Annotated in this window: 22 protein-coding genes; 12 read left to right on the forward strand and 10 right to left on the reverse strand. The window is 33.7% G+C overall.

Translation table 11 applies throughout. The features are described 5' to 3' along the window. The first annotated feature begins 177 nt into the window (after window positions 1–177). From rmuC to AB8B52_RS04465, 4 genes are all read left to right on the forward strand, one after another. Window positions 178–1,566: a DNA recombination protein RmuC gene (gene rmuC / locus AB8B52_RS04450; RefSeq protein WP_406025647.1), complete on the forward strand. Its 1,389-nt coding sequence runs from the start codon at window positions 178–180 to the stop codon at window positions 1,564–1,566. A gap of 101 nt (window positions 1,567–1,667) precedes the next feature. Further along, on the forward strand, window positions 1,668–2,282 hold the full coding sequence (locus AB8B52_RS04455; RefSeq protein ID WP_406025649.1) for a transcriptional regulator: 615 nt from the start codon (window positions 1,668–1,670) through the stop codon (window positions 2,280–2,282). Continuing rightward, window positions 2,279–2,995: a DUF3307 domain-containing protein gene (locus AB8B52_RS04460; RefSeq protein WP_406025650.1), complete on the forward strand. Its 717-nt coding sequence runs from the start codon at window positions 2,279–2,281 to the stop codon at window positions 2,993–2,995. Before AB8B52_RS04455 ends, AB8B52_RS04460 begins: the two co-directional genes overlap by 4 nt. Continuing rightward, entirely contained in the window at window positions 2,988–3,527 is a 540-nt protein-coding gene (locus AB8B52_RS04465) for an acyl-CoA thioesterase (RefSeq protein WP_406025652.1), read from the forward strand. The genes AB8B52_RS04460 and AB8B52_RS04465 overlap by 8 nt, the downstream gene beginning before the upstream one ends. 73 nt (window positions 3,528–3,600) lie before the next feature. On the opposite strand, the gene AB8B52_RS04470 is transcribed toward AB8B52_RS04465, so the two are convergent. The 3 genes from AB8B52_RS04470 to rpmH all read right to left on the reverse strand — a co-directional run bounded on the left by AB8B52_RS04470 (window position 3,601) and on the right by rpmH (window position 7,385). Further along, the gene (locus AB8B52_RS04470) at window positions 3,601–3,969 is read right to left on the reverse strand and encodes a T9SS type A sorting domain-containing protein (RefSeq protein ID WP_406025654.1); all 369 of its coding nucleotides are present in this window, start codon (window positions 3,967–3,969) and stop codon (window positions 3,601–3,603) included. Window positions 3,970–4,245: 276 nt separating this feature from the next. After that, a complete protein-coding gene (gene carB / locus AB8B52_RS04475) occupies window positions 4,246–7,101 on the reverse strand; it encodes a carbamoyl-phosphate synthase large subunit (protein WP_406025656.1) in 2,856 nt (951 codons plus the stop codon). 122 nt (window positions 7,102–7,223) lie between these two features. Beyond that, window positions 7,224–7,385: a 50S ribosomal protein L34 gene (gene rpmH, locus AB8B52_RS04480; RefSeq protein WP_115818167.1), complete on the reverse strand. Its 162-nt coding sequence runs from the start codon at window positions 7,383–7,385 to the stop codon at window positions 7,224–7,226. A gap of 173 nt (window positions 7,386–7,558) precedes the next feature. Between rpmH and AB8B52_RS04485 the strand changes: the two genes are divergently transcribed. After that, complete coding sequence (locus AB8B52_RS04485; RefSeq protein ID WP_406025658.1) at window positions 7,559–8,137, forward strand: DUF2892 domain-containing protein; 579 nt, start codon at window positions 7,559–7,561, stop codon at window positions 8,135–8,137. A 107-nt stretch (window positions 8,138–8,244) separates the two neighbouring features. Here AB8B52_RS04485 and AB8B52_RS04490 read toward each other — a convergent pair whose 3' ends face one another. Both AB8B52_RS04490 and AB8B52_RS04495 read right to left on the reverse strand, forming a co-directional pair. Next, window positions 8,245–9,195: a lytic transglycosylase domain-containing protein gene (locus tag AB8B52_RS04490; protein WP_406025660.1), complete on the reverse strand. Its 951-nt coding sequence runs from the start codon at window positions 9,193–9,195 to the stop codon at window positions 8,245–8,247. Between the two features lie 60 nt (window positions 9,196–9,255). Next, complete coding sequence (locus AB8B52_RS04495; RefSeq protein ID WP_406025662.1) at window positions 9,256–9,918, reverse strand: alpha/beta hydrolase; 663 nt, start codon at window positions 9,916–9,918, stop codon at window positions 9,256–9,258. A 161-nt stretch (window positions 9,919–10,079) separates the two neighbouring features. Between AB8B52_RS04495 and AB8B52_RS04500 the strand changes: the two genes are divergently transcribed. Further along, window positions 10,080–10,376 carry an N-acetyltransferase gene (locus AB8B52_RS04500; RefSeq protein WP_178988931.1) on the forward strand — a complete coding sequence of 99 codons (297 nt, stop codon included), beginning with the start codon at window positions 10,080–10,082 and terminating at the stop codon, window positions 10,374–10,376. An 89-nt stretch (window positions 10,377–10,465) separates the two neighbouring features. Here the strand turns inward: AB8B52_RS04500 and AB8B52_RS04505 are convergent, their stop codons facing one another. Together AB8B52_RS04505 and mtaB are read right to left on the reverse strand one after the other, a co-directional pair. After that, window positions 10,466–10,957: a hypothetical protein gene (locus tag AB8B52_RS04505; protein ID WP_406025664.1), complete on the reverse strand. Its 492-nt coding sequence runs from the start codon at window positions 10,955–10,957 to the stop codon at window positions 10,466–10,468. A 125-nt stretch (window positions 10,958–11,082) separates the two neighbouring features. Beyond that, window positions 11,083–12,414, reverse strand: a complete 1,332-nt coding sequence (gene mtaB, locus AB8B52_RS04510) for a tRNA (N(6)-L-threonylcarbamoyladenosine(37)-C(2))-methylthiotransferase MtaB (protein WP_406025666.1) — start codon at window positions 12,412–12,414, stop codon at window positions 11,083–11,085. A 116-nt stretch (window positions 12,415–12,530) separates the two neighbouring features. Between mtaB and AB8B52_RS04515 the strand changes: the two genes are divergently transcribed. Further along, on the forward strand, window positions 12,531–14,171 hold the full coding sequence (locus AB8B52_RS04515; RefSeq protein ID WP_406025668.1) for an ABC transporter substrate-binding protein: 1,641 nt from the start codon (window positions 12,531–12,533) through the stop codon (window positions 14,169–14,171). 249 nt (window positions 14,172–14,420) lie between these two features. Here the strand turns inward: AB8B52_RS04515 and AB8B52_RS04520 are convergent, their stop codons facing one another. The 3 genes from AB8B52_RS04520 to AB8B52_RS04530 form a co-directional block, all read right to left on the reverse strand. Then, window positions 14,421–15,356: a hypothetical protein gene (locus tag AB8B52_RS04520; RefSeq protein WP_406025670.1), complete on the reverse strand. Its 936-nt coding sequence runs from the start codon at window positions 15,354–15,356 to the stop codon at window positions 14,421–14,423. Next, window positions 15,325–16,500 carry a GlmU family protein gene (locus tag AB8B52_RS04525; RefSeq protein ID WP_406025672.1) on the reverse strand — a complete coding sequence of 392 codons (1,176 nt, stop codon included), beginning with the start codon at window positions 16,498–16,500 and terminating at the stop codon, window positions 15,325–15,327. The genes AB8B52_RS04520 and AB8B52_RS04525 overlap by 32 nt, the downstream gene beginning before the upstream one ends. 213 nt (window positions 16,501–16,713) lie before the next feature. Further along, window positions 16,714–16,965 carry a type B 50S ribosomal protein L31 gene (locus AB8B52_RS04530; protein ID WP_406025674.1) on the reverse strand — a complete coding sequence of 84 codons (252 nt, stop codon included), beginning with the start codon at window positions 16,963–16,965 and terminating at the stop codon, window positions 16,714–16,716. Window positions 16,966–17,122: 157 nt separating this feature from the next. Here AB8B52_RS04530 and AB8B52_RS04535 point away from each other — a divergent pair, with 157 nt between their 5' ends. The 5 genes from AB8B52_RS04535 (at window position 17,123) to AB8B52_RS04555 (ending at window position 23,513) form a co-directional block, all read left to right on the forward strand. After that, window positions 17,123–17,635 (forward strand): DUF4199 domain-containing protein, encoded by a 513-nt coding sequence (locus AB8B52_RS04535; protein ID WP_406025676.1) that lies wholly within the window; start codon window positions 17,123–17,125, stop codon window positions 17,633–17,635. A gap of 51 nt (window positions 17,636–17,686) precedes the next feature. Then, window positions 17,687–18,637, forward strand: a complete 951-nt coding sequence (locus tag AB8B52_RS04540; protein WP_406025678.1) for a glycosyltransferase family 2 protein — start codon at window positions 17,687–17,689, stop codon at window positions 18,635–18,637. Between the two features lie 92 nt (window positions 18,638–18,729). Then, window positions 18,730–20,460, forward strand: a complete 1,731-nt coding sequence (locus tag AB8B52_RS04545; RefSeq protein WP_406025679.1) for a phospho-sugar mutase — start codon at window positions 18,730–18,732, stop codon at window positions 20,458–20,460. After that, the gene (locus AB8B52_RS04550) at window positions 20,461–22,287 is read left to right on the forward strand and encodes an ABC transporter ATP-binding protein (protein WP_406025681.1); all 1,827 of its coding nucleotides are present in this window, start codon (window positions 20,461–20,463) and stop codon (window positions 22,285–22,287) included. Window positions 22,288–22,943: 656 nt separating this feature from the next. Further along, window positions 22,944–23,513, forward strand: coding sequence for an RNA polymerase sigma factor (locus tag AB8B52_RS04555; protein ID WP_406025683.1), 570 nt, complete (start codon window positions 22,944–22,946; stop codon window positions 23,511–23,513). Window positions 23,514–23,551: the final 38 nt, after the last annotated feature.

Raw genomic sequence — 23,551 nt, forward strand, 5'->3', positions numbered from 1 at the left:
AGGAAAAAGTTTGACACAGATTTCACGGATTGACACGGATTTTTTACCTACTCATTATTTGCGGCTTTAAATGAACACCTAGAAATTCAGCTACCCGCTTTGAGCTTCAATTTCATTTTCATTTTCAACTTCAATTTCCACTTTATCGATTATCTTTGAGAAATTTGAATTTTTAACATGAACGACACCATAATTCTTTTCATTGCCATTCTTGTTTCAGGCATAATTGGCACATTTATAGGTCTTAAATTTTCGCAATTAAAAAGTAAAAGCGATAAAAGTACACTGGAAGAACGCAACACTAATTTGCAACAGCAGTTTACTGAATTTAAGCAATTTTCTGAAGCTGAAAACCAAAAACAAAATCAGTATTTTAATCAGCAACTAGACGATTTAAAAGCTAATATTTCTAAAATTGAAACAGAACGCGAAGACATCCGACGAGAAAAGGATTTTTTAAATACAGAATTGTCCAGACGTAATACAGAATTTGAAAATCTACAACAACAAAATATAAAACGTGATGAAGAATTAGGCCAACAACAAGAACAATTGCGAAAGGATTTTGAACTCATGGCATCGAAAATTTTGGATGAAAAATCTGAAAAATTCACCCTTCAGAATAAAGAAAATATTAAAAACATACTCCATCCACTTCAAGAAAAAATTCAACTCTTTGAGAAAAAAGTAGACGATACACAAAAAGAAAGTATCAGCATGCATTCTGCTTTAAAAGAGCAACTCTTAGGTTTAAAAGACTTGAACCAACAAATGGCAAAAGAAGCCACAAATCTTACCAGAGCATTGAAAGGTGATAGTAAAACCCAAGGGAATTGGGGCGAATTGGTACTAGAACGTGTGTTGGAAAAATCTGGACTAGAAAAAGACCGTGAGTATTTTGTACAGCAAAATTTTCAGCGCGAAGACGGATCACGTGTCATGCCAGATGTGGTGTTACATCTGCCAGATGCTAAGAAAATGATTATTGATTCGAAAGTATCACTAACGGCTTACGAACAATTTGTAAATTCTGAAGATGAGCAACGGGCTTTATTCTTAAAAGCCCACGTTAATTCTATTAAAAAACATGTGGATCAGTTATCGGCTAAAAACTATCAAGACTTATATGATATTGAATCACCCGATTTTGTATTGATGTTTATTCCCATAGAACCAGCCTTTGCTGTGGCTATAAATGAAGACAATTCCTTATACAATAAAGCCTTTGAGCAGAATATCGTCATCGTTACTCCTTCTACCCTTTTAGCGACTTTGCGTACCATAGATTCTATGTGGAATAACGAAAAGCAGCAACAAAATGCATTAGAAATTGCCAAACAAGCTGGTGCATTGTACGATAAATTTGAAGGTCTAGTCACCGACCTCACAGGAGTTGGCAAAAAGATTGATGCTGCCAAAACGGACTATTCTGCTGCCATGAATAAGTTAGTTGACGGTAAAGGGAATCTGATTTCGCGTGTGGAAAAGATCAAAAAAATGGGTGCTAAAGCTAAAAAAGCCTTACCTGAAAGTATTATAAAACGCGCTGCTGAAGATGATTTCTAAAATATGCCCTAAACATAGCATATTTTAAATTATTCCATTTTAAAGGCATAATTTTGTTTATTCCGTTTTAAAGGCATATATTTGTGGTAAATAGTATTAAAATGACCAGTGTAATTACAGGTGATATTATTAAATCGAGAAAAGCGCTCAGCGAAGATTTATGGCTTAACCCATTAAAATCTGCCCTATCGCAGTTATCTAAAGACGCTTCATTTTATGATATTTATAGAGGTGATAGTTTTCAATTAGAATCTCAAAATATTGAAGACAGCTTTAGAACAGCCGTTTATATCAAAGCCTTTTTAAAATCTACCAAAGGTATTGATGCACGCATGTCTATTGGTATAGGTGGTAAAGCGTATCATGGAAATTCCGTAAGTGAATCTAATGGTGAAGCATTCCTCTATTCTGGAGAAACGTTTGAAACACTAAAAAAAAACAAGCAAAATCTAAAATTAAAAACGAGTAATGCCGCCTTAAATAAAGAAATAAATCTTTATTTTAGATTGGCACTAATTGCCATGGATAATTGGACGGCTAACTCAGCAGAAATTGTAAAGTTAAGTTTAGAACATCCTCTTATGATTCAATCTCATTTAGCGAAACTCATCGGTATTAGCCAAGATGCCGTGAGTAAACGGCAAAAACGGGCTTATTTAGATGAAATTTTAGAATTAGACACCTTATACCGTGAAAAAATAGCCACATTACTATGATACCAATCATTTTAAAATTGCTTTTAGCACATCTTATGGGCGACTTTTTTCTGCAACCGCAACGATGGGTAAAAGACAAAGAAAAAAAGAAACTAAAATCGGTTTGGCTTTATGTGCATGTTGCAGTGCACCTTGCTCTGATGTTTTTATTGGTCTGGGATGTTACTTATACTCCATTAATCTTGAGTATTGGTTTATTGCATCTAATTATCGATGCATCAAAACTTAGCTTTCAGCGTAAAAAAACTAAGCGCCTTTTCTTTTTTATAGATCAATTATTACATGTTATTTCCATCTTTGGTTTAATCGTTTTATTATATGGTGATACTTTTGAATTAAATATCGCTTTAAATTCAACCTTCTTGTTGTTGGTGATTTCGGCGGCATTTTTAACCACACCGACTTCCATCATAATGAAAACTATTTTTTCTAAGTGGAACATTTCTAAACTCACTAAAGACAATGCCTCTTTAGAGGATGCCGGAAAATATATTGGTGTTTTAGAACGTCTTTTAGTTTTTATCTTTATTGTTACCAACCACTGGGAAGCTGTAGGATTTTTAATCACTGCGAAATCTGTTTTTAGATTTGGTGACCTCACGGCTTCAAAAGAACGAAAATTAACAGAATACATTTTAATAGGCACATTAATTAGCTTTGGCATTGCCATTGTTACGAGCCTGATTTACCTAAATCTTAAAAATTATGTTTAAAACCACAGAAGACTCAAGAATACAGATTTCGGAATTAATGATTCCATCTAATGCCAATTTTGGTGGAAAAATTCATGGAGGCTACATCTTAAGTTTAATGGACCGTATTGCTTATGCTTGCGCTGCTAAGCATTCTCAGAGTTATTGCGTAACCGCTTCCGTAAACAAAGTTGACTTTATGAATCCTATTGAAGTTGGCGAATTAGTAACGATGAAAGCATCCGTAAATTACGTCGGAAAATCCTCTATGGTAGTTGGTATACGTGTAGAATCTGAAAATATTAGAACAGGCAAAAAGAAACATTGTAATTCATCTTATTTCACCATGGTTGCAGTTGATGAATCTGGTAAAACCGTTAGCGTTCCAGGTTTAAGATTAACCACAAAAATGGATGCGAAACGTTTTATTAAGTCAATTATAAGACGTGAAAGTGACAGTAAACGCAGTGATGATTTAGACAATCTTTATAAAAATTTAGACGACCATTTAGAAAAACTGAAGGATTATCGCGTTAAAATTGATTTTAAATAGAAAAGCCGCTTCTTCCAATAATCATCGGAACTGAAGCAGCTTTTAGCTTATTTCTTTAGTAATACTAATTATGTTATTGCTTAATAAATCGTTTGGTATGCGATTCTTTTTCGTTTGAAATTTTAACAAGATACACTCCTGTTTTCCAACGCGACACATCAATTGAAGATTCTAATTGTGTAATGTTGCTTTTATGAACACGCTTTCCTAAAACATCAAACACCTCTATCGTGGTGTTTTCTGATGACTTTAATAATCTAATATTCAATCTATCCTTAGAAGGATTAGGTGAAATCGTAAAGTTTTTATCTTGAAAATAATCGTTATCGTTCGACAACTCTAATTGTATCGCAGGACTATCTGAGGAAAAATCCACTGCAGCACGAAGCTGTGTAGTTCCAAAAGCAAAAATTAATAAGATAGTGAGTACTGCTCTTTTCATAAAACCATGATCGATTATTAAGCTAAGTTAATAAATATTTATAAACTCTACTTACAGTTCATCGAAAACTGTGCCATTTATTTTATCACTTCGTTTTAAAAGACAAAAGACCGCTACGCTTTTAGACCCACTAACACAGACTTGATTTTAACGAACTGACAAACAGACCATATTCCCGAAAAACTTCATACTGTATTAAAATCACAAATAAACGTCACTTTAAAAATCGCTTAAATTCTTCATGTCATTGCGTTTAACAACTGACAAATATATTTTTTATCTGCTTAAATACATTTTTCTTCTGGCGTAAAGATCATAAAACGCATCATCCTTTAGACTATCTATAAATAAAATACTTTCTCCTGTACTTTTCATTTCTGGTCCTAATTGCTTATTCACATTAGGGAATTTATTAAATGAAAAAACCGGTTGCTTAATCGCGTAGCCTTCTAACTGCGGATCAAAATTAAAATCCGTCACTTTCTTTTCGCCTAACATCACCTTAGTCGCATAGTTGACATAAGGTTCTTTGTAAGCTTTGGCTATAAAAGGAACCGTTCTAGATGCTCTAGGATTGGCTTCAATGATATAAACAATATCATCTTTAATAGCGAATTGAATATTGATTAAACCAACCGTATGTAAAGCTCTCGCAATGGTATGTGTATGATCTATAATTTGTTGCATCACCAAATCACCCAAATTAAAAGCTGGTAATAAGGCATTACTATCACCTGAGTGAATACCACATGGCTCTATATGTTCCATAATTCCGATGATGTAAACATTACCATCTGCATCACAAATAGCATCGGCTTCTGCTTCAATAGCACCATCTAAATAATGATCTAATAATAATTTATTCCCAGGAATCGATTTTAATAAATCAATAACATGCGCTTCTAACTCGTCTTTATTAATCACAATTTTCATGCCTTGACCTCCAAGTACATAAGATGGTCTTACCAATATTGGAAAATCTAAAACTTCGGCAATGGCTAGTGCTTCATCAGCAGTTTCGGCCACGTCAAACTCTGGATAAGGAATATTATTTTCTTTTAGTATGTTAGAAAAACTACCTCTATCCTCAGCTAAATCGAGCGATTTAAAACTGGTTCCCATAATTTTAACTCCCCATTTTTCTAACTTTTCAGCAAGCTTCAAAGCGGTTTGTCCACCTAATTGCACAATAACACCTTCTGGCTTTTCATGCTGAATAATATCATAGATATGTTCCCAAAATACAGGCTCAAAATATAGTTTATCTGCGATATCGAAATCGGTAGAAACCGTTTCAGGATTACAATTAATCATAATCGTTTCGTAACCACATTCGGCAGCAGCCAAAACACCATGTACACAACAATAATCGAATTCTATACCTTGCCCAATTCTATTTGGTCCAGAACCTAAAACGATAATTTTCTTTTTATCTGTGACAATACTTTCATTCTGAACGTAAACCGTTCCATCTGGTTGTTCAACTTCACTTTCAAACGTAGAATAATAATATGGCGTTTGCGCTTTAAATTCGGCTGCACAAGTATCTACTAATTTAAATACACGGTTAATATTAAATTCACGTCTCTTATTGTAGACTTGGCTCTCTAAACATTTTAGCATGTGCGCTATTTGTCTGTCACCATAGCCTTTTTGCTTGGCTTCCAGTAATAATTCGCGCTCAATAGTATCAATTTTAAAGGTTGAAATTTCCTTTTGAAGTTGAAATAATTCTTCATATTGCTTTAAAAACCACATGTCGATTTTAGTGATTTCATGAATACGACTCAATGGAATTCCCATCGCAACCGCATCATAAATCACAAACACACGATCCCAACTTGCATTGGTCAATTTTTCTATAACCGTATCGTAATCGGTATAGCCTTTTCCATCTGCACCTAAGCCATTTCTTTTAATTTCTAAAGATTGTGTGGCTTTATGAAGGGCTTCTTGAAACGAGCGACCAATGGACATTACCTCTCCTACGGCTTTCATTTGTAAGCCTAAAGTTCGGTCTGAACCTTCGAATTTATCGAAATTCCAACGTGGAATCTTCACCACAACGTAATCTAATGTCGGCTCAAATAAGGCTGATGTTGATTTTGTAATCTGGTTACTTAATTCATCTAAATGATAACCAATGGCTAATTTTGCTGCAATCTTAGCAATAGGATAACCTGTGGCTTTACTCGCTAAGGCAGACGAACGCGACACACGTGGATTAATTTCAATCGCAATAATATCTTCGTCATTATCTGGACTCACGGCAAATTGTACATTACAACCACCTGCAAAATCACCAATACTGCGCATCATATGAATCGCCATATCTCGCATTTTTTGCTGAGTTTTGTCAGACAATGTCATTGCTGGTGCAAGAGTTATGGAATCACCTGTGTGAATTCCCATCGGATCCATATTTTCTATGGTACAAATAATAACAACGTTGTCGTTTCTATCTCTTAACAGCTCTAACTCGTACTCTTTCCAGCCTATTAAAGCTTTATCAATCATTACTTCATGAATTGGAGACACTTCCAATCCGTGTGTTAGTAAGCGATCAAAATCTTCTTCTTTATGCACAATCGCAGCACCATCTCCACCCAGAGTAAATGAGGCTCTAATCACTAAAGGAAAACCAAACTCTTGTGCAATTTCCTTTCCTTTTAAGAATGATGTTGCTGTGGCTTGTGGTGCCATACCAACACCAATCTTTAGCATTAATTCTCTAAACTTTTCGCGATCTTCCGTGATATTAATAGCGTCAATATCTACACCTATAATATCGACACCAAAGTCTTCCCAAATTCCTTTTTCATCGGCTTCAATACACAAATTTAAAGCGGTTTGTCCTCCCATAGTTGGTAAAACGGCATCGATTTGAGGATGTTCTTTTAAAATATGAACAAGTGATTTTGTATTCAATGGCAACAAATACACATGATCTGCCATTGTAGGATCCGTCATAATCGTTGCCGGATTAGAATTGATCAAAATCGTTTCAATGCCGTCTTCTCGTAATGAGCGTAACGCTTGAGAACCCGAATAATCAAATTCGCAGGCCTGACCAATAACAATAGGACCTGAACCGATGAGTAAAATAGATTTTATGTTGGTGTTTTTTGGCATAATACTGACTGTATAAAATATATGTTTAATTAATTTGGCTGTGCAAAAATAGTTAACAATAGGATACAAAAAAAGGCGTTACACCTAAGTAACGCCTTTTATATATTAACAATTGTTAATCATTATTTCTTATGTCTTGATTCAGTAGACACAGATAATTTTTTTCTTCCTTTAGCTCTTCTACGTGCTAAAACTTTTCTTCCGTTAACAGAAGCCATTCTTTCTCTGAAACCGTGTTTGTTTCTTCTCTTTCTCTTTGACGGTTGAAACGTTCTTTTTGGCATGTCTTATATTTTTAAAAACTAATATTCTTATTTGATGTATTGAGGTCTACCTCAAAACTGCGTGCAAATATACAACAAGTTTTTACTTTAGCAAGACCCAAAAGATTTTTTTTGAATAGATTCTAAACTCTTTGTTTTTATTATCTTTGCGCTCCGTAAAAATTCTAAAAAACATGTTTCATAAAAATATAAAACTAGTTATAGCAGCCTTAATTATTGGCTTTGGTATCTATCAATTTACCGAAGGGTATATTGGTAATGGTATTATGTACCTGCTATTATCTACCATATTTATTTTTCTTTACTTTAAAAACGAAATGATTTTACTCGCTTTTTTAAAATTGAGAAAACAAGATTTTGTTGGTGCTAAAAAATGGTTAGATAAAATTAAAAATCCGGAAGGAGCTTTAGTAAAAAAACAACAAGGGTATTTAAATTACTTAAATGGCATCATGGTTTCGCAAACGGACATGAACCAAGCCGAAAAATATTTTAAAAAATCTATTAACTTAGGTTTGTCTATGGATCATGATTTAGCGATGGCTAAGTTAAATTTAGCAGGCATTGCTTTTTCTAAAAGACGAAAAACAGAAGCTCAAAAATTATTAGCTGAGGCTGAAAAATTAGACAAAAGAGATATGCTTGCGGAACAAATAAAGATGATGAAGAAGCAAATGAAGCAAGCGATTATTCCGAAACAGCAATATGGTCAACCGACTTCTGCGCGTCAGAATCGTCGTAGTAGACGTTAGATATTGAAGTTGAAGTCGAAGTTGAAGTTGAATACGAAACTGAAGTCGAAATTTAAAAAACTAAAAAAGGCTCTTACATTAATTTGTTTGAGCCTTTTTAATTAGAATTAATTCTTTTTGTACGAACCCGCTTTTGGGATTTCTATCAGATAAGATTTACGCGATTTATTATTTAAATGCGGTTCTCTTAGCCAAGGATTGTGAAGCTTTAGAATTTTATAGTTAATTCCGAAACCTTTAGCAAACTGTGCAAAATTGGTGACTGCAGTGTCTACTTCAACCTTGTAAGTTGGAATTTCCTTGTAAAGATGTGATTCGTTAAAATTGAATCCATATTTCTGTGGATTTGATAGTATCTCTTTTAAAGCCACTATTCTAAACACATAACGTCCTGTTTCTTCTCCTAACAATAAATCATAGTAGCTAGCAACATCTTGTTCTTTTAAACGTCTAGACACTCCATAATTACCAGCGTTATAAGCAGCTGCTGCTTTGGTCCAAGTTCCTAAACTCGCTTTGGCTTTCTTTAAATAATCGCAAGCCACTTCTGTTGCTTTTTCTAAATTGTAACGTTCATCGACGTTATCATTGACTTCTAATCCATTTTCGCGTCCAGTAGCTTTCATAATTTGCCAAACACCACTTGCACCTGCTGGAGATCTTGCCGTTTGCACCAGGCCACTTTCAATCACTGCTAAATATTTAAAATCGTCTGGCACACCATTCTTTTTAAGAATCGGTTCTATAATCGGAAAATACTTTTGCGCACGTTTAAACATTAATAGACCATTAGATTGCCAGTAGGTATTTACGAGTAATTCTCTATCCATACGTTCATAAATATCTGGATCTTCAACAGGAACTGCTTCACCAGCAAAATTCAAGTTTTCAGGCATTTCTAACGCATAGACATTATAACTATTTGCAACAGGATCTTTCTCTAAGGAGATATTATCGAATGGCAGTTTCTCGTCTGGAGACTTTTGCATCGAGAAAATAAATACGCCAGAGACACAGATAATACCAATTAATGCTAAACTATTTTTTATGATTTTCATGCTATTTTATTTAATACGCTTTGTGGCTAAATGTAATGAATCTTGAAACACCATTCAAGTTCAACCTTCAATAAGTTTTGGTAAATTTTCGTTAAACCATTTGTACTTATTTATAATCATAATGTGCGTTCCACCTTTAATAACAATGCAGTCACCACCGCACGAATGCGGAAAAACAGCATCATTATCACCATGAATATAAATGGCTTTTGAGTTAGGTTCTTCCTGCTCCCAGCATACCACTTGCTTAATCGACCAATCTAAATACGTTTTGTCGTTTACAGAAAGGTACTTTTTATATAAATCAACACGCTTTTTTATCGTTTCTCCAAAAACATATTTTGCTAACAAATCGATATTACTGACCAATTGTGTTGGCAAAATTTTATAGGCTTTGGTCACTTTAAGCAACTTTAATCGTTTTGGTAACTCGTGATGTGATTTTACACTAGAGACGACAAATAATTTTTTTAGGTTTAGAAATTTACTCATTTCTTGAACTAACATACCACCAAACGAAACACCCAATAACACGACATTATCATGCACTATAAATTTGCACATTCGTTGCGTATACTCTTGAAGCGTTTCTTCCTTATCAGGAATTTGCCATTCTAACCAATGTATTTTGTAACGCTCAACAGGTAACTTAATATGCTCAAAAATAATAGGATCTGCTGCCATGCCTGGCATTAAATAAACATGTGTTAAATTGGTTTCCATAGGTGTGAAAAGACTTTTATTGGGACATCTTAATTAATTACAATGTAAGGTTTTAACAACTAAAACCGAATTATTTCGATGGTTTTTTGTACCTTTGCACAGCAAAACTATATAATTTATAGTATCTACACGCCAACCGCTGAATTTAATAAACAAAAATTATGACAGAAACTGCTGAATTGATTGACAATGATTTTCTTCGTCAATTTGAATTAAAGGTTGAAAACGACATGGCTATTATTGAATACTCATTACAAGAACGTAAGATATTCTTGACCAAAATGATTATTCCGGATGCTATTAGAACAGATGAATTTGAACTCGATTTTATCGACTTAGTGTTTAGTAACATTAAGGAACGTAACATTAGTGTAGTGCCAACGAGTCCGGAAATTGCAAAATTTGTAAGACGCAACAGAAAATATAAGCGTATGCTGCCAGTAGGTATTCGTATCTGATGTTAGACGTTAGACGTTAGACGTTAGACGTTAGACGTTAGAAATATAAAAAAATCCGAAACTTTTTAGTTTCGGATTTTTTATTTTTACTATTGTTTTGTATACACAAATGTAGCGTCTTCATACAACTGTTCATCCGTATCTAAATTTAAGATATCAAAATAATCTTCAATTACAAAAGACAATTCATCACCAGCTATGTTTACGATAGATTCTTCATCGCCATCAATAATAATATTGTTCCCATTCTGACTCCAATCTGTAACATATACCTCATTAAAAGGATCACAATCAATATCAAAAGCCATCATATCTCCAACTTTATAAATTTGAATATCAAAATCTGAAGTTGTTGCAATCTCTACTGTATTATTTACGCCAAATGTTAATGTTTCATTACTCAAACAATTTATTCCCTCAATTTCATTCAACTCGTCTAAAAGATTCAAACTTGAAGTGCCATTAGAATTAATATCGTAAGCCTCTGGAGTTATTATTTTAGTTAATTTCCAAGTGCCCAATAAATTATTTACTTCTGCAGTATTATCCTCATCCTCACAAGAATTTAAAAAAAGGGACATGATTACTAGGCAAAATATAACATTTAGTTTTTTCATTTTTATGTGTTTTTTTTTTAAAATCTAGTTTAATTTTTTCACGGCTAATCTTAGAAAAGCACTTAGCTTAAGTAAACATCTGTAATTATTTATCGGACAAATTCATTAATAAATTCAAATCGCACCAAACCATCCTCATCAATTTTAGTAAGTTCTACCTTATGCAATGTATTCACCAATTCTGGATTCCAAGGTGCTTTTACCTTAACGTAATTTTCTGTAAATCCGTGGATGTAGCCTTCCTTATTTTCACCTTCAAACAACACAGTACGTTCTGTGCCTAATTGATTTTCATAAAAAGCGCGTCGTTTTTTCGCAGACAAACCTCTCAGCATTTTACTGCGTTTAGCTCTTACATTTTTATACACGACTCCTTCCATTTCTGCAGCTTCTGTATTATCGCGCTCAGAATACGTAAAGACGTGTAAATAGGAAATATCTAATTCATTCAAAAAGTGATATGTCTCAAGAAACAAGTCATCTGTTTCTCCAGGAAAACCAACGATAACATCGACACCAATACAAGCATGTGGCATCACTTCTTTTATTTTTGAAACACGATCTACGTACAATTCTTTCATATAGCGACGTTTCATCTTTTTTAGGATGTCGTTGCTACCACTCTGCAGTGGAATATGAAAATGTGGTACAAAAGCTCTAGATTTTGATACTAAATCTATCGTTTCGTTTTTTAATAAATTAGGTTCTATTGATGAAATTCTTAGTCGCTCTATCCCTTCAACCTTGTCGAGTTCGGTTACTAAATCTAAAAACGTATGCTCGTGTTTTTTATTCCCGAATTCACCTTTTCCGTAATCTCCAATATTTACACCTGTCAGTACAATTTCTTTAATTTCTTGTTCTGCAATTTCTTTGGCATTTTGTAATACATTAGTCATGGTATCACTTCGAGAAATCCCTCTCGCCAACGGAATTGTGCAATAAGTACATTTATAATCGCAACCATCTTGTACTTTTAAAAAAGCTCTCGTTCTGTCACCAATAGAATAACTACCTACGTAAAAATCAGCGTCTTTTATTTCGCAAGAATGCACTTCGCCAAAATCATTTTTAGTAAGATCGTTTAAGTAATCTGTAATTTTAAATTTTTCAGTAGCACCCAAAACCAAATCCACACCATTAACGTCGGCTAATTCTTCTGGTTTTAGTTGTGCGTAACAGCCAATGGCTGCCACAAATGCTTCAGGATTTACCTTTTGCGCTTGCTTTACAATAGTTTTAAAACGCTTGTCTGCATTTTCGGTTACCGAACAAGTATTGATGACATAAATATCAGCTTTTTCTTTAAAATCCACACGCTCAAAGCCTTCATCCGTAAAACCTCTTGCTATGGTGGAGGTTTCAGAAAAATTAAGTTTACAACCTAATGTGTAAAATGCGACTTTTTTTGTTCGATTCATTCTTTATTATCCTGAACTTGTTTCAGGATCTTTTTAAATTTACCTTTAGACCTTAATTAAAGGCTAAATAATAGCTTCACGTTTTTGTGGCTGCAAATTTACAACATATAAGTTATATGCTAAAACGCACTCCTTTCTTATTCCATAGATTAGTTTATGGTTCATTAATTTTGATCATTTTTTCTTGTAATTCAAAAGAAAACACAAGTAAAGATCACCTCGTTTTTAAATACAATGAACACAAAAATATTGGCTCTCTAGATCCTGCTTTTTCAAAAGATTTAGCCGATATCTGGGCAACGCATCAACTTTTTAATGGTTTGGTGCAAATGGATGACCAACTCAATGTAAAGCCATGTATTGCCAAAAACTGGTCGATTTCTGATAGTGCAAAACTGTACACCTTTAACCTTAGAAAAGATGTCTTTTTTCATAAACATGAATTGTTTGGTACTGCAACTGCCCACACCAACCAAGATTCAACGCGAACCGTTAGCGCTACAGATTTTGAATTCAGTTTCAACCGACTTAGAGATAAAACTGTCGCTTCTCCTGGCAGTTGGGTTTTAAATAAAGTGGATGATTTTTATTCCGTTAACGATTCTACATTTCAAATTAAATTAAAACAACCCTTTCCTGCATTTTTAGGTTTGTTGACTATGAAATATTGTTCTGTCGTTCCTAAAGAAATTGTAGAACATTATGGTAACGATTTTAGATCTCACCCAATAGGAACTGGTCCTTTTAAATTTAAGCGTTGGGAAGAAAATTTAAAACTCGTTTTCAGACGCAACAAAAACTATTTTGAAACTGATTCAGAAAATCAACAATTACCTTACCTCGAAGCAGTAGCGATTACATTTCTACCTGACAAACAGAGTGAGTTTTTACAATTTGCGCAAGGTAACATCGATTTTGTATCTGGCTTAGATGGTTCTTATAAAGATGAAATTTTATTAGCTGACGGTAATTTAAAACCAAAATATGCTGAGGACGTAAAAATGATTCGAGGCCCTTATCTCAATACGGAATACTTAGCTTTTTTCATGGAAACTGAAGTTGCTACGATTCAGTCTTTAAAATTGAGAAAAGCTGTTAATATTGGTTTTGATCGAAATAAAATGATGACCTATTTGAGAAATGGTATCGGCATTGCTGCAAATGGTGGTTTTATTCCCAAAGGTTTACCTGGCTTTGATGCGGCTATTGGTTTTAATTATCAACCAGAATTAGCCAAACAATTGGTTGCAGAGTTTAAAGCAGAAACAGGTATTAACAATCCTGAAATTACGCTGACCACCACTAGTAATTATTTAAGTTTTTGTGAATTTATTCAGCGCGAACTTCAAAAAACAGGTTTATTGGTTAATGTGGATGTGATTCCTCCTTCAAGCCTTAAAGATGCAAAAGCTAATGGTCAACTCGATTTTTTTAGAGCAAGCTGGATTGCCGATTATCCTGATGCTGAAAATTACTTGTCATTATTTTATAGTAAGAATTTTGCTCCGAATGGCCCAAATTATACGCATTTTAAAAGTGAAACATTCGACAATATGTATGAAGCAGCGTATTTAGAAACTGATGCAGATTTGCGTGCGCAACTTTATACTAAAATGGACTCCTTAGTAATGGCATCTGCTCCAATTGTGTCTTTATTTTATGATGAAGTGGTTCGATTTACGCGCAAACCTATTGAAGGTCTTGGCATTAACGCTACTAATTTATTGGAATTGAAGTCTGTGCGAAAAACTAAATAATTCGTACTAAGACGCAACAAAAGCGATAGTGATTAAAACTAATGCCTAAAAAATAATTACACAAAGTTCCACAAAGAAGGCACCAAGATTCACAAAGAAAAGTTGACAATTCCCGAAAGCTATAGGAATTACTAATGATTACAAATCTTTAATTTTTAGCCACTTTAAGTAAAAAAGAAGAGCCCAAAGCCATAAATTAAAGTCCCAAGACTGGCGATGGACTGTCAACAGAAGCCTACCAACTGAACTCTAAAACCCAGAAAAATAATACAAATCATCTCCACCTTGTCCTCTAGACCGTCTCGAAGAAATATAACCCGTAGTTAAATCATCATTTAGAAAAAAGGAAAAATCGTCTCCACGACTGTTAATAGGCTTATCTAAAGATATTGGTTCTTTAATAATATTTGTAGAATTTAAATCGTATTCATAAATATCAATTCCACCTTTTCCACCAATTCTATCTGAAGAAAAGTACAACTTGTTATCTGCACTTACAAAAGGAAACGTCTCAGTACGAGGTGAATTAATATGCTCTGCTAACTTCGTTACTTCACCATAAGTTTTATGGTCGGTAACAGACACTTTATAGATATCTGATTTTCCTTTGGTATCTTTTACATCTGCAATAAAATATAAGGTAGAACCGTCTGGACTTAAAGCAGGATGCGCAAAATTGTGATCGGGATCGCAAAATGGCAAGGAGGTAAAATTTGTCCAGCCCTTACCTTCTTCATATTCCGCGCGTTGAATTAAAAGATTAAACGTATTCATATCTTTTAACTTATTCTCACCTTTTTCAGTATGGTTGGTGGTAAAATACATGTACTTTCCGTCCTTAGAGTATGTTGCTACCGACATATTAGACATGCCAACTTCCTTACGTCTTACGAGTTTTGCGTCAACTATTTCACCGTTTTCATCTGCTTTGCCTTCATAAATAGCATAAAGGTTTTGTGCATATTTATCTAAAATAACACGACCATTTTTTCTTGTAAGATTAGAACTAAAAAGCACTTTATCATTTACAACTCTAGCTGCAAAATGATCAAGTTTGTTATTAATTTTAAGCCTTTTAACTTCGACTTCTTGTGCGAATCCGAGACTTATAAAAAATAAAAAAAGTAGGTTTAATTTGGGATTTACTGTCATGTTATTCTCTTCTAAATTGTTTTGTTTCTTCAAAAATATGTTCTAAAATCGTTTTATCATTTTCTGTGAATGCTAGTTTTCGTCTTGCCATAACTACTTCCGCAACTTCAAAAGCTTTGGCGGTTTTATAGGTAACAAAACCTTTACTTCCTCCCCAAGAAAAACTTGGCACAAAGTTTCTAGGAAATCCACTGCCAAATATATTAGCACTTACACCAACAACTGTACCAGTATTAAACATGGTATTAATTCCGCATTTACTGTGATCTCCCATCATAAGTCCACAAAACTGTAAACCTGTTTTAGCAAAGCCTTCTGTTTGGTAGTCCCAAAGCCTTACTTCGGCATAATTATTCTTTAAATTACTATTGTTAGTATCTGCGCCAAGGTTACACCATTCGCCAATAACGGAATTTCCTAAAAAGCCATCGTGACCTTTGTTAGAGTAACCGAAAAGCACTGAATTATTAACCTCGCCACCAACCTTGCTATGCGGACCAATAGTCGTTGGTCCATAAATTTTAGTTCCTAATTTTAATGTTGCATTGTTGCAAAGTGCCAAAGGACCTCTTACGATCGAACCTTCCATAACTTCAGCATCTTTACCAATATAAATTGGACCGTCACTTGCGTTTAAAGTTGCAAAATTAAGTGTGGCGCCTTTTTCAATAAAAATATGTTCCGCATTTATAGTATTAACCGTAGCAGGAATTGGTTCTGATTCGCGATCCTTAGTCATTAAATTAAAATCTTCAACAATAGCTGCTCCGTTTTTAGAAAAAATATCCCAAGTATGTTCAATTTTTAAAATATCTCCTTGATACTCTATCGCTTCGAACGTTGAAAAATCAGAATGCTCCTCACCTTCCATCGCAAAAAAAGCAATAACATCTTCGCCTTTAAACAACGCTTGATTGTGCTTTAAATCTTTAACAAGTGTCACAACTTCTAAATTTGGTAGAAATGACGCATTAATCATAATGTTTTCTTCGAGCTCTACCATCGGATACTTATCTGACAAATAATCTTCGGTAATAGTGGTGGTTGTATATTCTAAATGCATTTCCCATTTTTCGCGAATGGTTAAAATACCCACTCTTAAATCTGCGACAGGTCTGGTGAAGGTAAATGGCAATAAATTATTACGATAAGTACCGTCAAATAAGATATAATTCATAAGGCATCAAAATTAAATTCAAAATTCTAACTAAGAAAAGCACAATATCACTTTTAGTATACTTTCAATTGCAACGACATTAGTTCTCAGTGACTTTTATAGTCAGCCACTTTATTCTTGCAAAAAGTCATGGGTCAAATGTAATTTAATTACAGAAAACAAAAAAGCCTTTCTGTTGATAGAAAGGCTTTTTCGATTATCGGTAAGCGTTGTTTATTTTTTAAACTTCGCGTATTTGTTTTTGAACTTATCAATACGACCAGCAGTATCTACCAATTTAGATTTACCTGTGTAAAATGGGTGAGATGTTCTAGAAATCTCCAATTTAACTAATGGATATTCATTACCATCAACATCGATAGTTTCAGTTGTATCTGCTGTAGATTTAGTTAAATATACCTCTTCATTAGACATATCTTTAAATGCTACTACTCTATAATTTTCTGGATGTATTCCTGCTTTCATCACTAAATGCTTTAATTGTACTCGATTTTTCGAGGTGCAAATTTAAGTAATTTTTATAAATCTACAATCTTTTTGGTTATTTTTATTTAGCGAATATAGATAACATTTGTGTAACTTTGAATACTAACTCATTGATTAAGTAAAAAAACATCTCATTATGGAAGAAGCTAAACCACCCGTTAAACCGATTGCATATAATTTCGGTTTATACCTAGGACTATTGACAATTGCCGGACTTGTAATTTTATATGCCCTTAATATAGAAAGTCATTGGATTGCCAGCGTTATTAGCACAGTGGCTACAATTGCTATTTACTATGTTGGCATTAGTGCCTATAAAAAACTTAATTCAAACATATTAAGTATTGGTGATGGTTTAAAAACAGGAATGGGAATTGCCTTAATAGGTGGACTAATTTCAGGAATTTATTCAATTATACATTATGGGTTTCTAATGCCTGAATTTCTTGCAGGTAAAAGAGAAGAAGCAATTGCCGATATGATGTCTCAAAACCCAAACATGCAAGGCGAAGAACTAGAGATGGGAATGAAGATGATTGATATCACAACTACAGAATTTTTTATAGCGACTATGATGCTTCTTGGAAGCCTATTTTTTGGATTTATAGTTTCGCTTATAATAGCAGCAATTCTTAAAAATGACCGCTAGTCCCTGAAAAAAATTCTCTATTTTTGAAGTCAAGAAATCAGACCAAACGCTATGGACATATCAGTAGTTATACCACTACTTAATGAAGAAGAATCTTTGAAAGAATTACACGATTGGATTGTATCAGTAATGTTAGCCAATCAGTTTTCTTACGAAATTCTATTTATAGACGATGGCAGTACCGACCGCTCTTGGCAAATTATAACGGAACTTGGGGAAATTAACCAAAACGTTAAAGGTATTAGGTTCTTAAAAAACTTTGGGAAATCACAAGCTTTGCATGCTGGTTTTGCAAAAGCTGAAGGTGCTGTGGTAATTACCATGGATGCGGATTTACAGGATAATCCAGAAGAAATCCCAGAACTCTTCAAAATGATTACAACAGATCATTTCGATTTAGTTTCTGGCTGGAAAAAGAAACGCTACGACTCCTATTTCTCTAAAAATTTACCTTCCAAGTTATTTAATTGGGCAGCCCGAAAAACATCTGGTGTTACGCTTAATGATTTTAATTGCGGACTCAAAGCTTACAGCAATGTCGTGGTGAAACATATTGATGTGTATGGCGAAATGCATCGTTATATTCCTGTTTTAGCAAAAAACGCAGGATTTACAAACATTGGCGAAAAAGTAGTGCAACACCAAGCACGTAAATATGGGACAACCAAATTTGGAATGAATCGTTTTGTAAATGGCTTTTTAGACCTTATTACCATTTGGTTTATTTCGCGCTTTGGTAAACGGCCTATGCATCTCTTTGGTGCTATTGGTGTTATTATGTTTATCATCGGCTTCGGATTTGCATTTTATCTGGGTTTAGATAAATTATTTTTTAACCCAACAGGTCGTTTAATTACAGATCGACCGCAATTCTACATCGCACTATCTACTATGATTATTGGTTCTCAATTCTTTATAGCAGGCTTTTTAGGCGAACTCATCTTAAGATCTAAACGCCATCAGCAACGTTATTTTATTAAAGAAAATCTGCAGCTCTCTTAGTATCTTTAATTTATAATGCCGTAAAGCATTTTAAAAATGCGAATTGTTTATTTTTGTTCATCACTATTTTAGTTAATAAATCTCTTTTACTTATGATACATATTAAACCAGAAATTTTAGAACGCGTTAATGCTTGGTTAACACCAACATTTGATAAAGACGCTCAAGAACAAATTAAAAACCTTATCGCTTCTAACCCAAAAGAATTAGAAGAGAGTTTTTATAAAGACCTAGAATTTGGAACTGGTGGTATGCGAGGGATTATGGGATTGGGTACCAACCGAATTAACAAGTACACTTTAGGAAAAAACACACAAGGTTTAAGTAATTACCTAAAACAATCATTTCCTAATGAAGCTATAAAAGTTGCTATTGCTTACGATTGCAGACATAATAGCCAATCGTTTGGTAAAGTGGTTGCCGATGTGTTTTCTGCAAATGGCATCAAGGTATTTTTGTTTGAAGACTTAAGAGCCACACCAGAATTATCATTCGCGTTAAAACACTTAAATTGTCATTGTGGCATTGTGTTAACTGCGTCTCATAATCCACCAGAATACAATGGTTACAAAGTGTATTGGCAAGATGGAGGTCAATTAGTACCACCTCAAGATTCAGCTGTCATTGCAGAAATTAACCGCTTAGATTATTCTGAAATTAAGTTTGAAGCGAATTCAAGTTTAATTCAATATATCGGGAAAGATGTGGATGATGTATTTATAGATTCATCTGTAAAAAACGGTAGTTTTGACACGTCTGATGCGGCAAGACAAGATTTAAATATTGTATTTACCTCATTACATGGTACGTCTATTACTGCTATTCCTGAAACTTTAAAACGTGCAGGTTATACCAACGTTAATATTGTTGAAGAACAACGCGAACCTAATGGAGATTTTCCTACCGTAGTGTCACCAAATCCTGAAGAACCAGAAGCTTTAAAAATGGCTATGGAACTGGCAGAAAACGTTGGTGGTGATGTTGTTATTGGTACCGACCCAGATTGTGATCGTTTAGGCGTTGTGGTTCGGAATTTAGAAAATGAACTCGTTATCCTTAACGGTAATCAAGCCATGTTATTAATGACCGATTTTCTATTAAAACAATGGAAACATTCTGGTAGAATTAATGGCAATCAATTTGTAGGTTCTACGATTGTATCAACTCCTATGATGACGGTTTTGGCCAATGCTTACAATGTAGAGTCTAAAATTGGGCTGACAGGTTTTAAGTGGATTGCCAAAATGATTAAAGACTTCCCTAGTATGGATTTTATTGGTGGTGGTGAAGAAAGTTTCGGATTTATGGTTGGTGCCTTTGTTAGAGATAAAGATGCCGTAACCTCTACCCTTTTAGCTTGCGAAATTGCCGCACAAGCCAAAGCCAATGGTAAAACCATGTATCAAGAGCTTATCGACTTGTATGTGGCACATGGCTTCTATAAAGAACGTTTAATATCGCTGACTAAAAAAGGAATTACTGGTGCAGAAGAAATTAAGCAAATGATGGTTGATGCAAGGGAGAATCCGTTAAAAATAGTCAACGGTTCTAAAGTGGTACGCATTGAAGATTACCAATTATCCATTGCTAAAAATACGGAAAACAATACGCAAGAAGCCATCGATATCCCGAAGTCTAATGTCTTAATTTATTATACTGAAGACGGTAGTAAAATTGCGCTAAGACCGAGTGGTACTGAGCCAAAGATTAAATTTTATATTAGTGTAAATACAAAACTAGACAATTCGGCAGCCTTTGCAAAAACGGAGCAGTTGTTGGAATCTCGTATCGATGCCATCCTTAAGGATATGAAACTAATATAGATGAACTACCTAAAAAAAATATTCGTATTTGCTATACCATATAAGCGATACGCATTTTTAAATATCTTTTTTAATATATTATATGCTTTGTTTGGGGCACTCTCTTTTGTAGTGTTAATGCCGATGCTAAATATTTTATTTGGTGAAGATCAAGAGCGTATTGATACCAAACCTCAACTTGAAGATTTTGATGGTATCGGATCTTTTCTCAAAGACACACTGACCTATACGGTACAATCTTATGCCGATGAGGATCAGCTACGAGCGCTTACCTTCGTTATTATATTAGTGATCGTTGTGTTTTTACTTAAAAATATTTTTAATTATTTAGCGCTTTACTTCGGAACATTTTTAAGAAACGGAATTTTAAAAGATTTAAGAAATACCTTATATAAAAAAACCGTAGAATTACCCATGAGTTTCTTTTCTGAAAAGCGGAAAGGAGATTTAATTGCACGTGTCTCTAACGATGTTAATGAAGTACAAAATTCTTTTTTATCCGTTTTAGAAATTATTATTAGAGAACCACTTAGTGTGATTTTTTCTATTGTAATTATGCTTAACATTAGTGTAAAACTCACCCTTTTTGTTTTTGTTTTTATTCCCACAGCTGGTATTATTATTTCACTTATTGCTAAGCGGTTAAGACAACAATCTGCGGATGTTCAAAAAGAACAAGGAGTCTTTTTATCTATTTTAGAAGAAACGCTCAACGGACTAAAAATTATAAAAGGTTTTAATTCTGAAACACTATTCAATTCAAAATTTACGAAATCTACACAACGTTCTTTTTCTTTTTCAAATAAAATGATGAACCGCCAAAATATCGCAACACCGTTAAGTGAATTTCTTGGTATAGTGACTATTGCCTGTTTATTGTGGTTTGGTGGACGTATGGTCATTGTTGACAAAACCCTTTTGGCGTCATCTTTTATCGCTTTTATGGGTTTAGCCTACAACATATTAACACCTATTAAAGCATTAAGTAAAGCTAATAATAGTGTAAAACGAGGAAATGCAGCTGCAGAACGTGTTTTAGAAATTATTGAGACGGATAACCCTCTAGAAGACCAACCAGAAGCGCTTACTAAAGCTACTTTTAATTCTGAATTAAAACTCAACAACATATCCTTTAAATATGAAGATGAATTGGTCTTAAAAAACTTCTCACTTAGCGTCACTAAAGGTAAAAGTGTAGCTTTAGTAGGCCAGTCGGGAAGTGGAAAAAGTACCATAGCTAATCTCGTCACCCGTTTTTATGATGTCAATGAAGGTGATATTTCTATCGATGGTAAAAATATTAAAGACATTACGAAGCACTCCCTTAGAAGTTTAATGGGATTAGTAACACAAGATTCTATTCTGTTTAACGATACCATTAGAAATAATATGATTATCGGCAGAGAAAATGCCTCTGATGAAGCTATTATTGAAGCGCTTAAAATTGCCAATGCATGGGAGTTTGTTAAAGATTTAAAAGGAGGTTTAGATTATAATATTGGTGATGGTGGTACAAAAATTTCTGGTGGCCAAAAACAACGTTTAAGTATTGCTAGAGCAGTTCTCAAAAATCCACCAATTATGATTTTAGATGAAGCAACCTCAGCTTTAGATACTGAAAGCGAACGATTGGTTCAAGATGCCTTAGAGAAGATGATGCAAAATAGAACCTCTGTTATTATTGCGCACAGATTATCTACCATTCAAAATGCAGATGAAATTATTGTTTTAAATAAAGGTGAGATTGCAGAACAAGGCACGCATACCGAACTTATTGCTAAAAATGGAGTGTATAAGAAATTAGTAGACATGCAGAGTTTTGAGTAATAGTTTGAACTAAATTTTGCTCGTTTAATGGCGTAATTATTTACTTTCGACTATTTAAACAGTCAACCTCTCAATAACCCAATAACTTAATAACCCAATACCTTAAAATCATAAATCAAAAAAGGATGTATAGTTAAATACATCCTTTTTCTTTGTTATCAAATTTGGGGAACTGATAACGAATAATAGGTTAAGCTGAGGCAAACATATAATAAATAAGATTACAAAACAAGAAAAATATGCATTTTATCGTAATTATATGCATTTTATCGTGTATTTTTATCGTAAGCACTTGATAATCAATAACCATGTGTACTTATTATTTTTTAGAAAAACATAAGTATAACACAGTGAATAATTCGAGAGTTTAAGACTTAACCCATAGTCTAAAAATAAAGTTGTTATCAACAAAAAAAAGGATGCATCGTTAGATACATCCTTTTTGGTTGTTATCAGATTTGGGAAACTGATAACGTATAGTAGGTTAAGCTGCAGCAAACATATAGCAAATAATAGTAGCACGCAAGAAAAAAATGTATTTTATCGATTTAATTTGTATTTAATCGATTTAATTAGTCTTAAAACACTGATAATCAATAAAAAAAATAAACTCTTTTTTAATGCATAAAATTTTCAATTAAACTTTTAGTAATTTGATGGGTCTTAATACCAAAGTAACTTACTTGAATACCGAATCAGAATTTATATCCCGTTTACAAAATCCTTCTACAAAAGAAGCTGCCTTTAGAGAGTTATTACAACGCTATAAGGAACGCTTGTATTGGCATATACGTAAGATTGTGATTCGGCATGAAGATGCAGACGACGTGCTGCAAAACACCTTTATAAAAGTGCATCGTAGTATTGATAAATTTAAAGGTGAAAGTCAATTGTTTTCATGGTTGTATCGCATTGCCACCAATGAATCTATTACACATCTTAATAAAAATGCAAAACGCTTACAAATTAGCAATGAAGAGCACCAAAATAGAGCCATTAATAATTTAACCGCAGATGTTTATTTTGAAGGTGATGCTATTCAACTAAAATTACAACAAGCGATAGCTACTTTGCCTCAGAAACAACAATTGGTATTTAACATGCGGTATTTTGAAGACATTAAATATAAGGACATGGCCGAAATTTTAGACACCAGTGAAGGAGCTCTAAAAGCCTCCTATCATATTGCCGCTAAAAAAATAGAAGCCTTTTTAAGCTCGGATTAAACTATTTGTTGTATTTGAAGTCTTAGATATAGAATAAT

Source organism: Winogradskyella sp. (genome assembly GCF_045105575.1).
Classification (GTDB): Bacteria; Bacteroidota; Bacteroidia; order Flavobacteriales; family Flavobacteriaceae; genus Winogradskyella.

What these genes read in the sequence shown, in the direction of transcription:
- rmuC (WP_406025647.1), top strand. Translation starts at nt 178, where the DNA reads ATGAACGACACCATAATTCTTTTCATTGCCATTCTTGTTTCAGGCATA.
- AB8B52_RS04455 (WP_406025649.1), top strand. Translation starts at nt 1,668, where the DNA reads ATGACCAGTGTAATTACAGGTGATATTATTAAATCGAGAAAAGCGCTC.
- AB8B52_RS04460 (WP_406025650.1), top strand. Translation starts at nt 2,279, where the DNA reads ATGATACCAATCATTTTAAAATTGCTTTTAGCACATCTTATGGGCGAC.
- AB8B52_RS04465 (WP_406025652.1), top strand. Translation starts at nt 2,988, where the DNA reads ATGTTTAAAACCACAGAAGACTCAAGAATACAGATTTCGGAATTAATG.
- AB8B52_RS04470 (WP_406025654.1), bottom strand. Translation starts at nt 3,969, where the DNA reads ATGAAAAGAGCAGTACTCACTATCTTATTAATTTTTGCTTTTGGAACT.
- carB (WP_406025656.1), bottom strand. Translation starts at nt 7,101, where the DNA reads ATGCCAAAAAACACCAACATAAAATCTATTTTACTCATCGGTTCAGGT.
- rpmH (WP_115818167.1), bottom strand. Translation starts at nt 7,385, where the DNA reads ATGCCAAAAAGAACGTTTCAACCGTCAAAGAGAAAGAGAAGAAACAAA.
- AB8B52_RS04485 (WP_406025658.1), top strand. Translation starts at nt 7,559, where the DNA reads ATGTTTCATAAAAATATAAAACTAGTTATAGCAGCCTTAATTATTGGC.
- AB8B52_RS04490 (WP_406025660.1), bottom strand. Translation starts at nt 9,195, where the DNA reads ATGAAAATCATAAAAAATAGTTTAGCATTAATTGGTATTATCTGTGTC.
- AB8B52_RS04495 (WP_406025662.1), bottom strand. Translation starts at nt 9,918, where the DNA reads ATGGAAACCAATTTAACACATGTTTATTTAATGCCAGGCATGGCAGCA.
- AB8B52_RS04500 (WP_178988931.1), top strand. Translation starts at nt 10,080, where the DNA reads ATGACAGAAACTGCTGAATTGATTGACAATGATTTTCTTCGTCAATTT.
- AB8B52_RS04505 (WP_406025664.1), bottom strand. Translation starts at nt 10,957, where the DNA reads ATGTCCCTTTTTTTAAATTCTTGTGAGGATGAGGATAATACTGCAGAA.
- mtaB (WP_406025666.1), bottom strand. Translation starts at nt 12,414, where the DNA reads ATGAATCGAACAAAAAAAGTCGCATTTTACACATTAGGTTGTAAACTT.
- AB8B52_RS04515 (WP_406025668.1), top strand. Translation starts at nt 12,531, where the DNA reads ATGCTAAAACGCACTCCTTTCTTATTCCATAGATTAGTTTATGGTTCA.
- AB8B52_RS04525 (WP_406025672.1), bottom strand. Translation starts at nt 16,500, where the DNA reads ATGAATTATATCTTATTTGACGGTACTTATCGTAATAATTTATTGCCA.
- AB8B52_RS04530 (WP_406025674.1), bottom strand. Translation starts at nt 16,965, where the DNA reads ATGAAAGCAGGAATACATCCAGAAAATTATAGAGTAGTAGCATTTAAA.
- AB8B52_RS04535 (WP_406025676.1), top strand. Translation starts at nt 17,123, where the DNA reads ATGGAAGAAGCTAAACCACCCGTTAAACCGATTGCATATAATTTCGGT.
- AB8B52_RS04540 (WP_406025678.1), top strand. Translation starts at nt 17,687, where the DNA reads ATGGACATATCAGTAGTTATACCACTACTTAATGAAGAAGAATCTTTG.
- AB8B52_RS04545 (WP_406025679.1), top strand. Translation starts at nt 18,730, where the DNA reads ATGATACATATTAAACCAGAAATTTTAGAACGCGTTAATGCTTGGTTA.
- AB8B52_RS04550 (WP_406025681.1), top strand. Translation starts at nt 20,461, where the DNA reads ATGAACTACCTAAAAAAAATATTCGTATTTGCTATACCATATAAGCGA.
- AB8B52_RS04555 (WP_406025683.1), top strand. Translation starts at nt 22,944, where the DNA reads ATGGGTCTTAATACCAAAGTAACTTACTTGAATACCGAATCAGAATTT.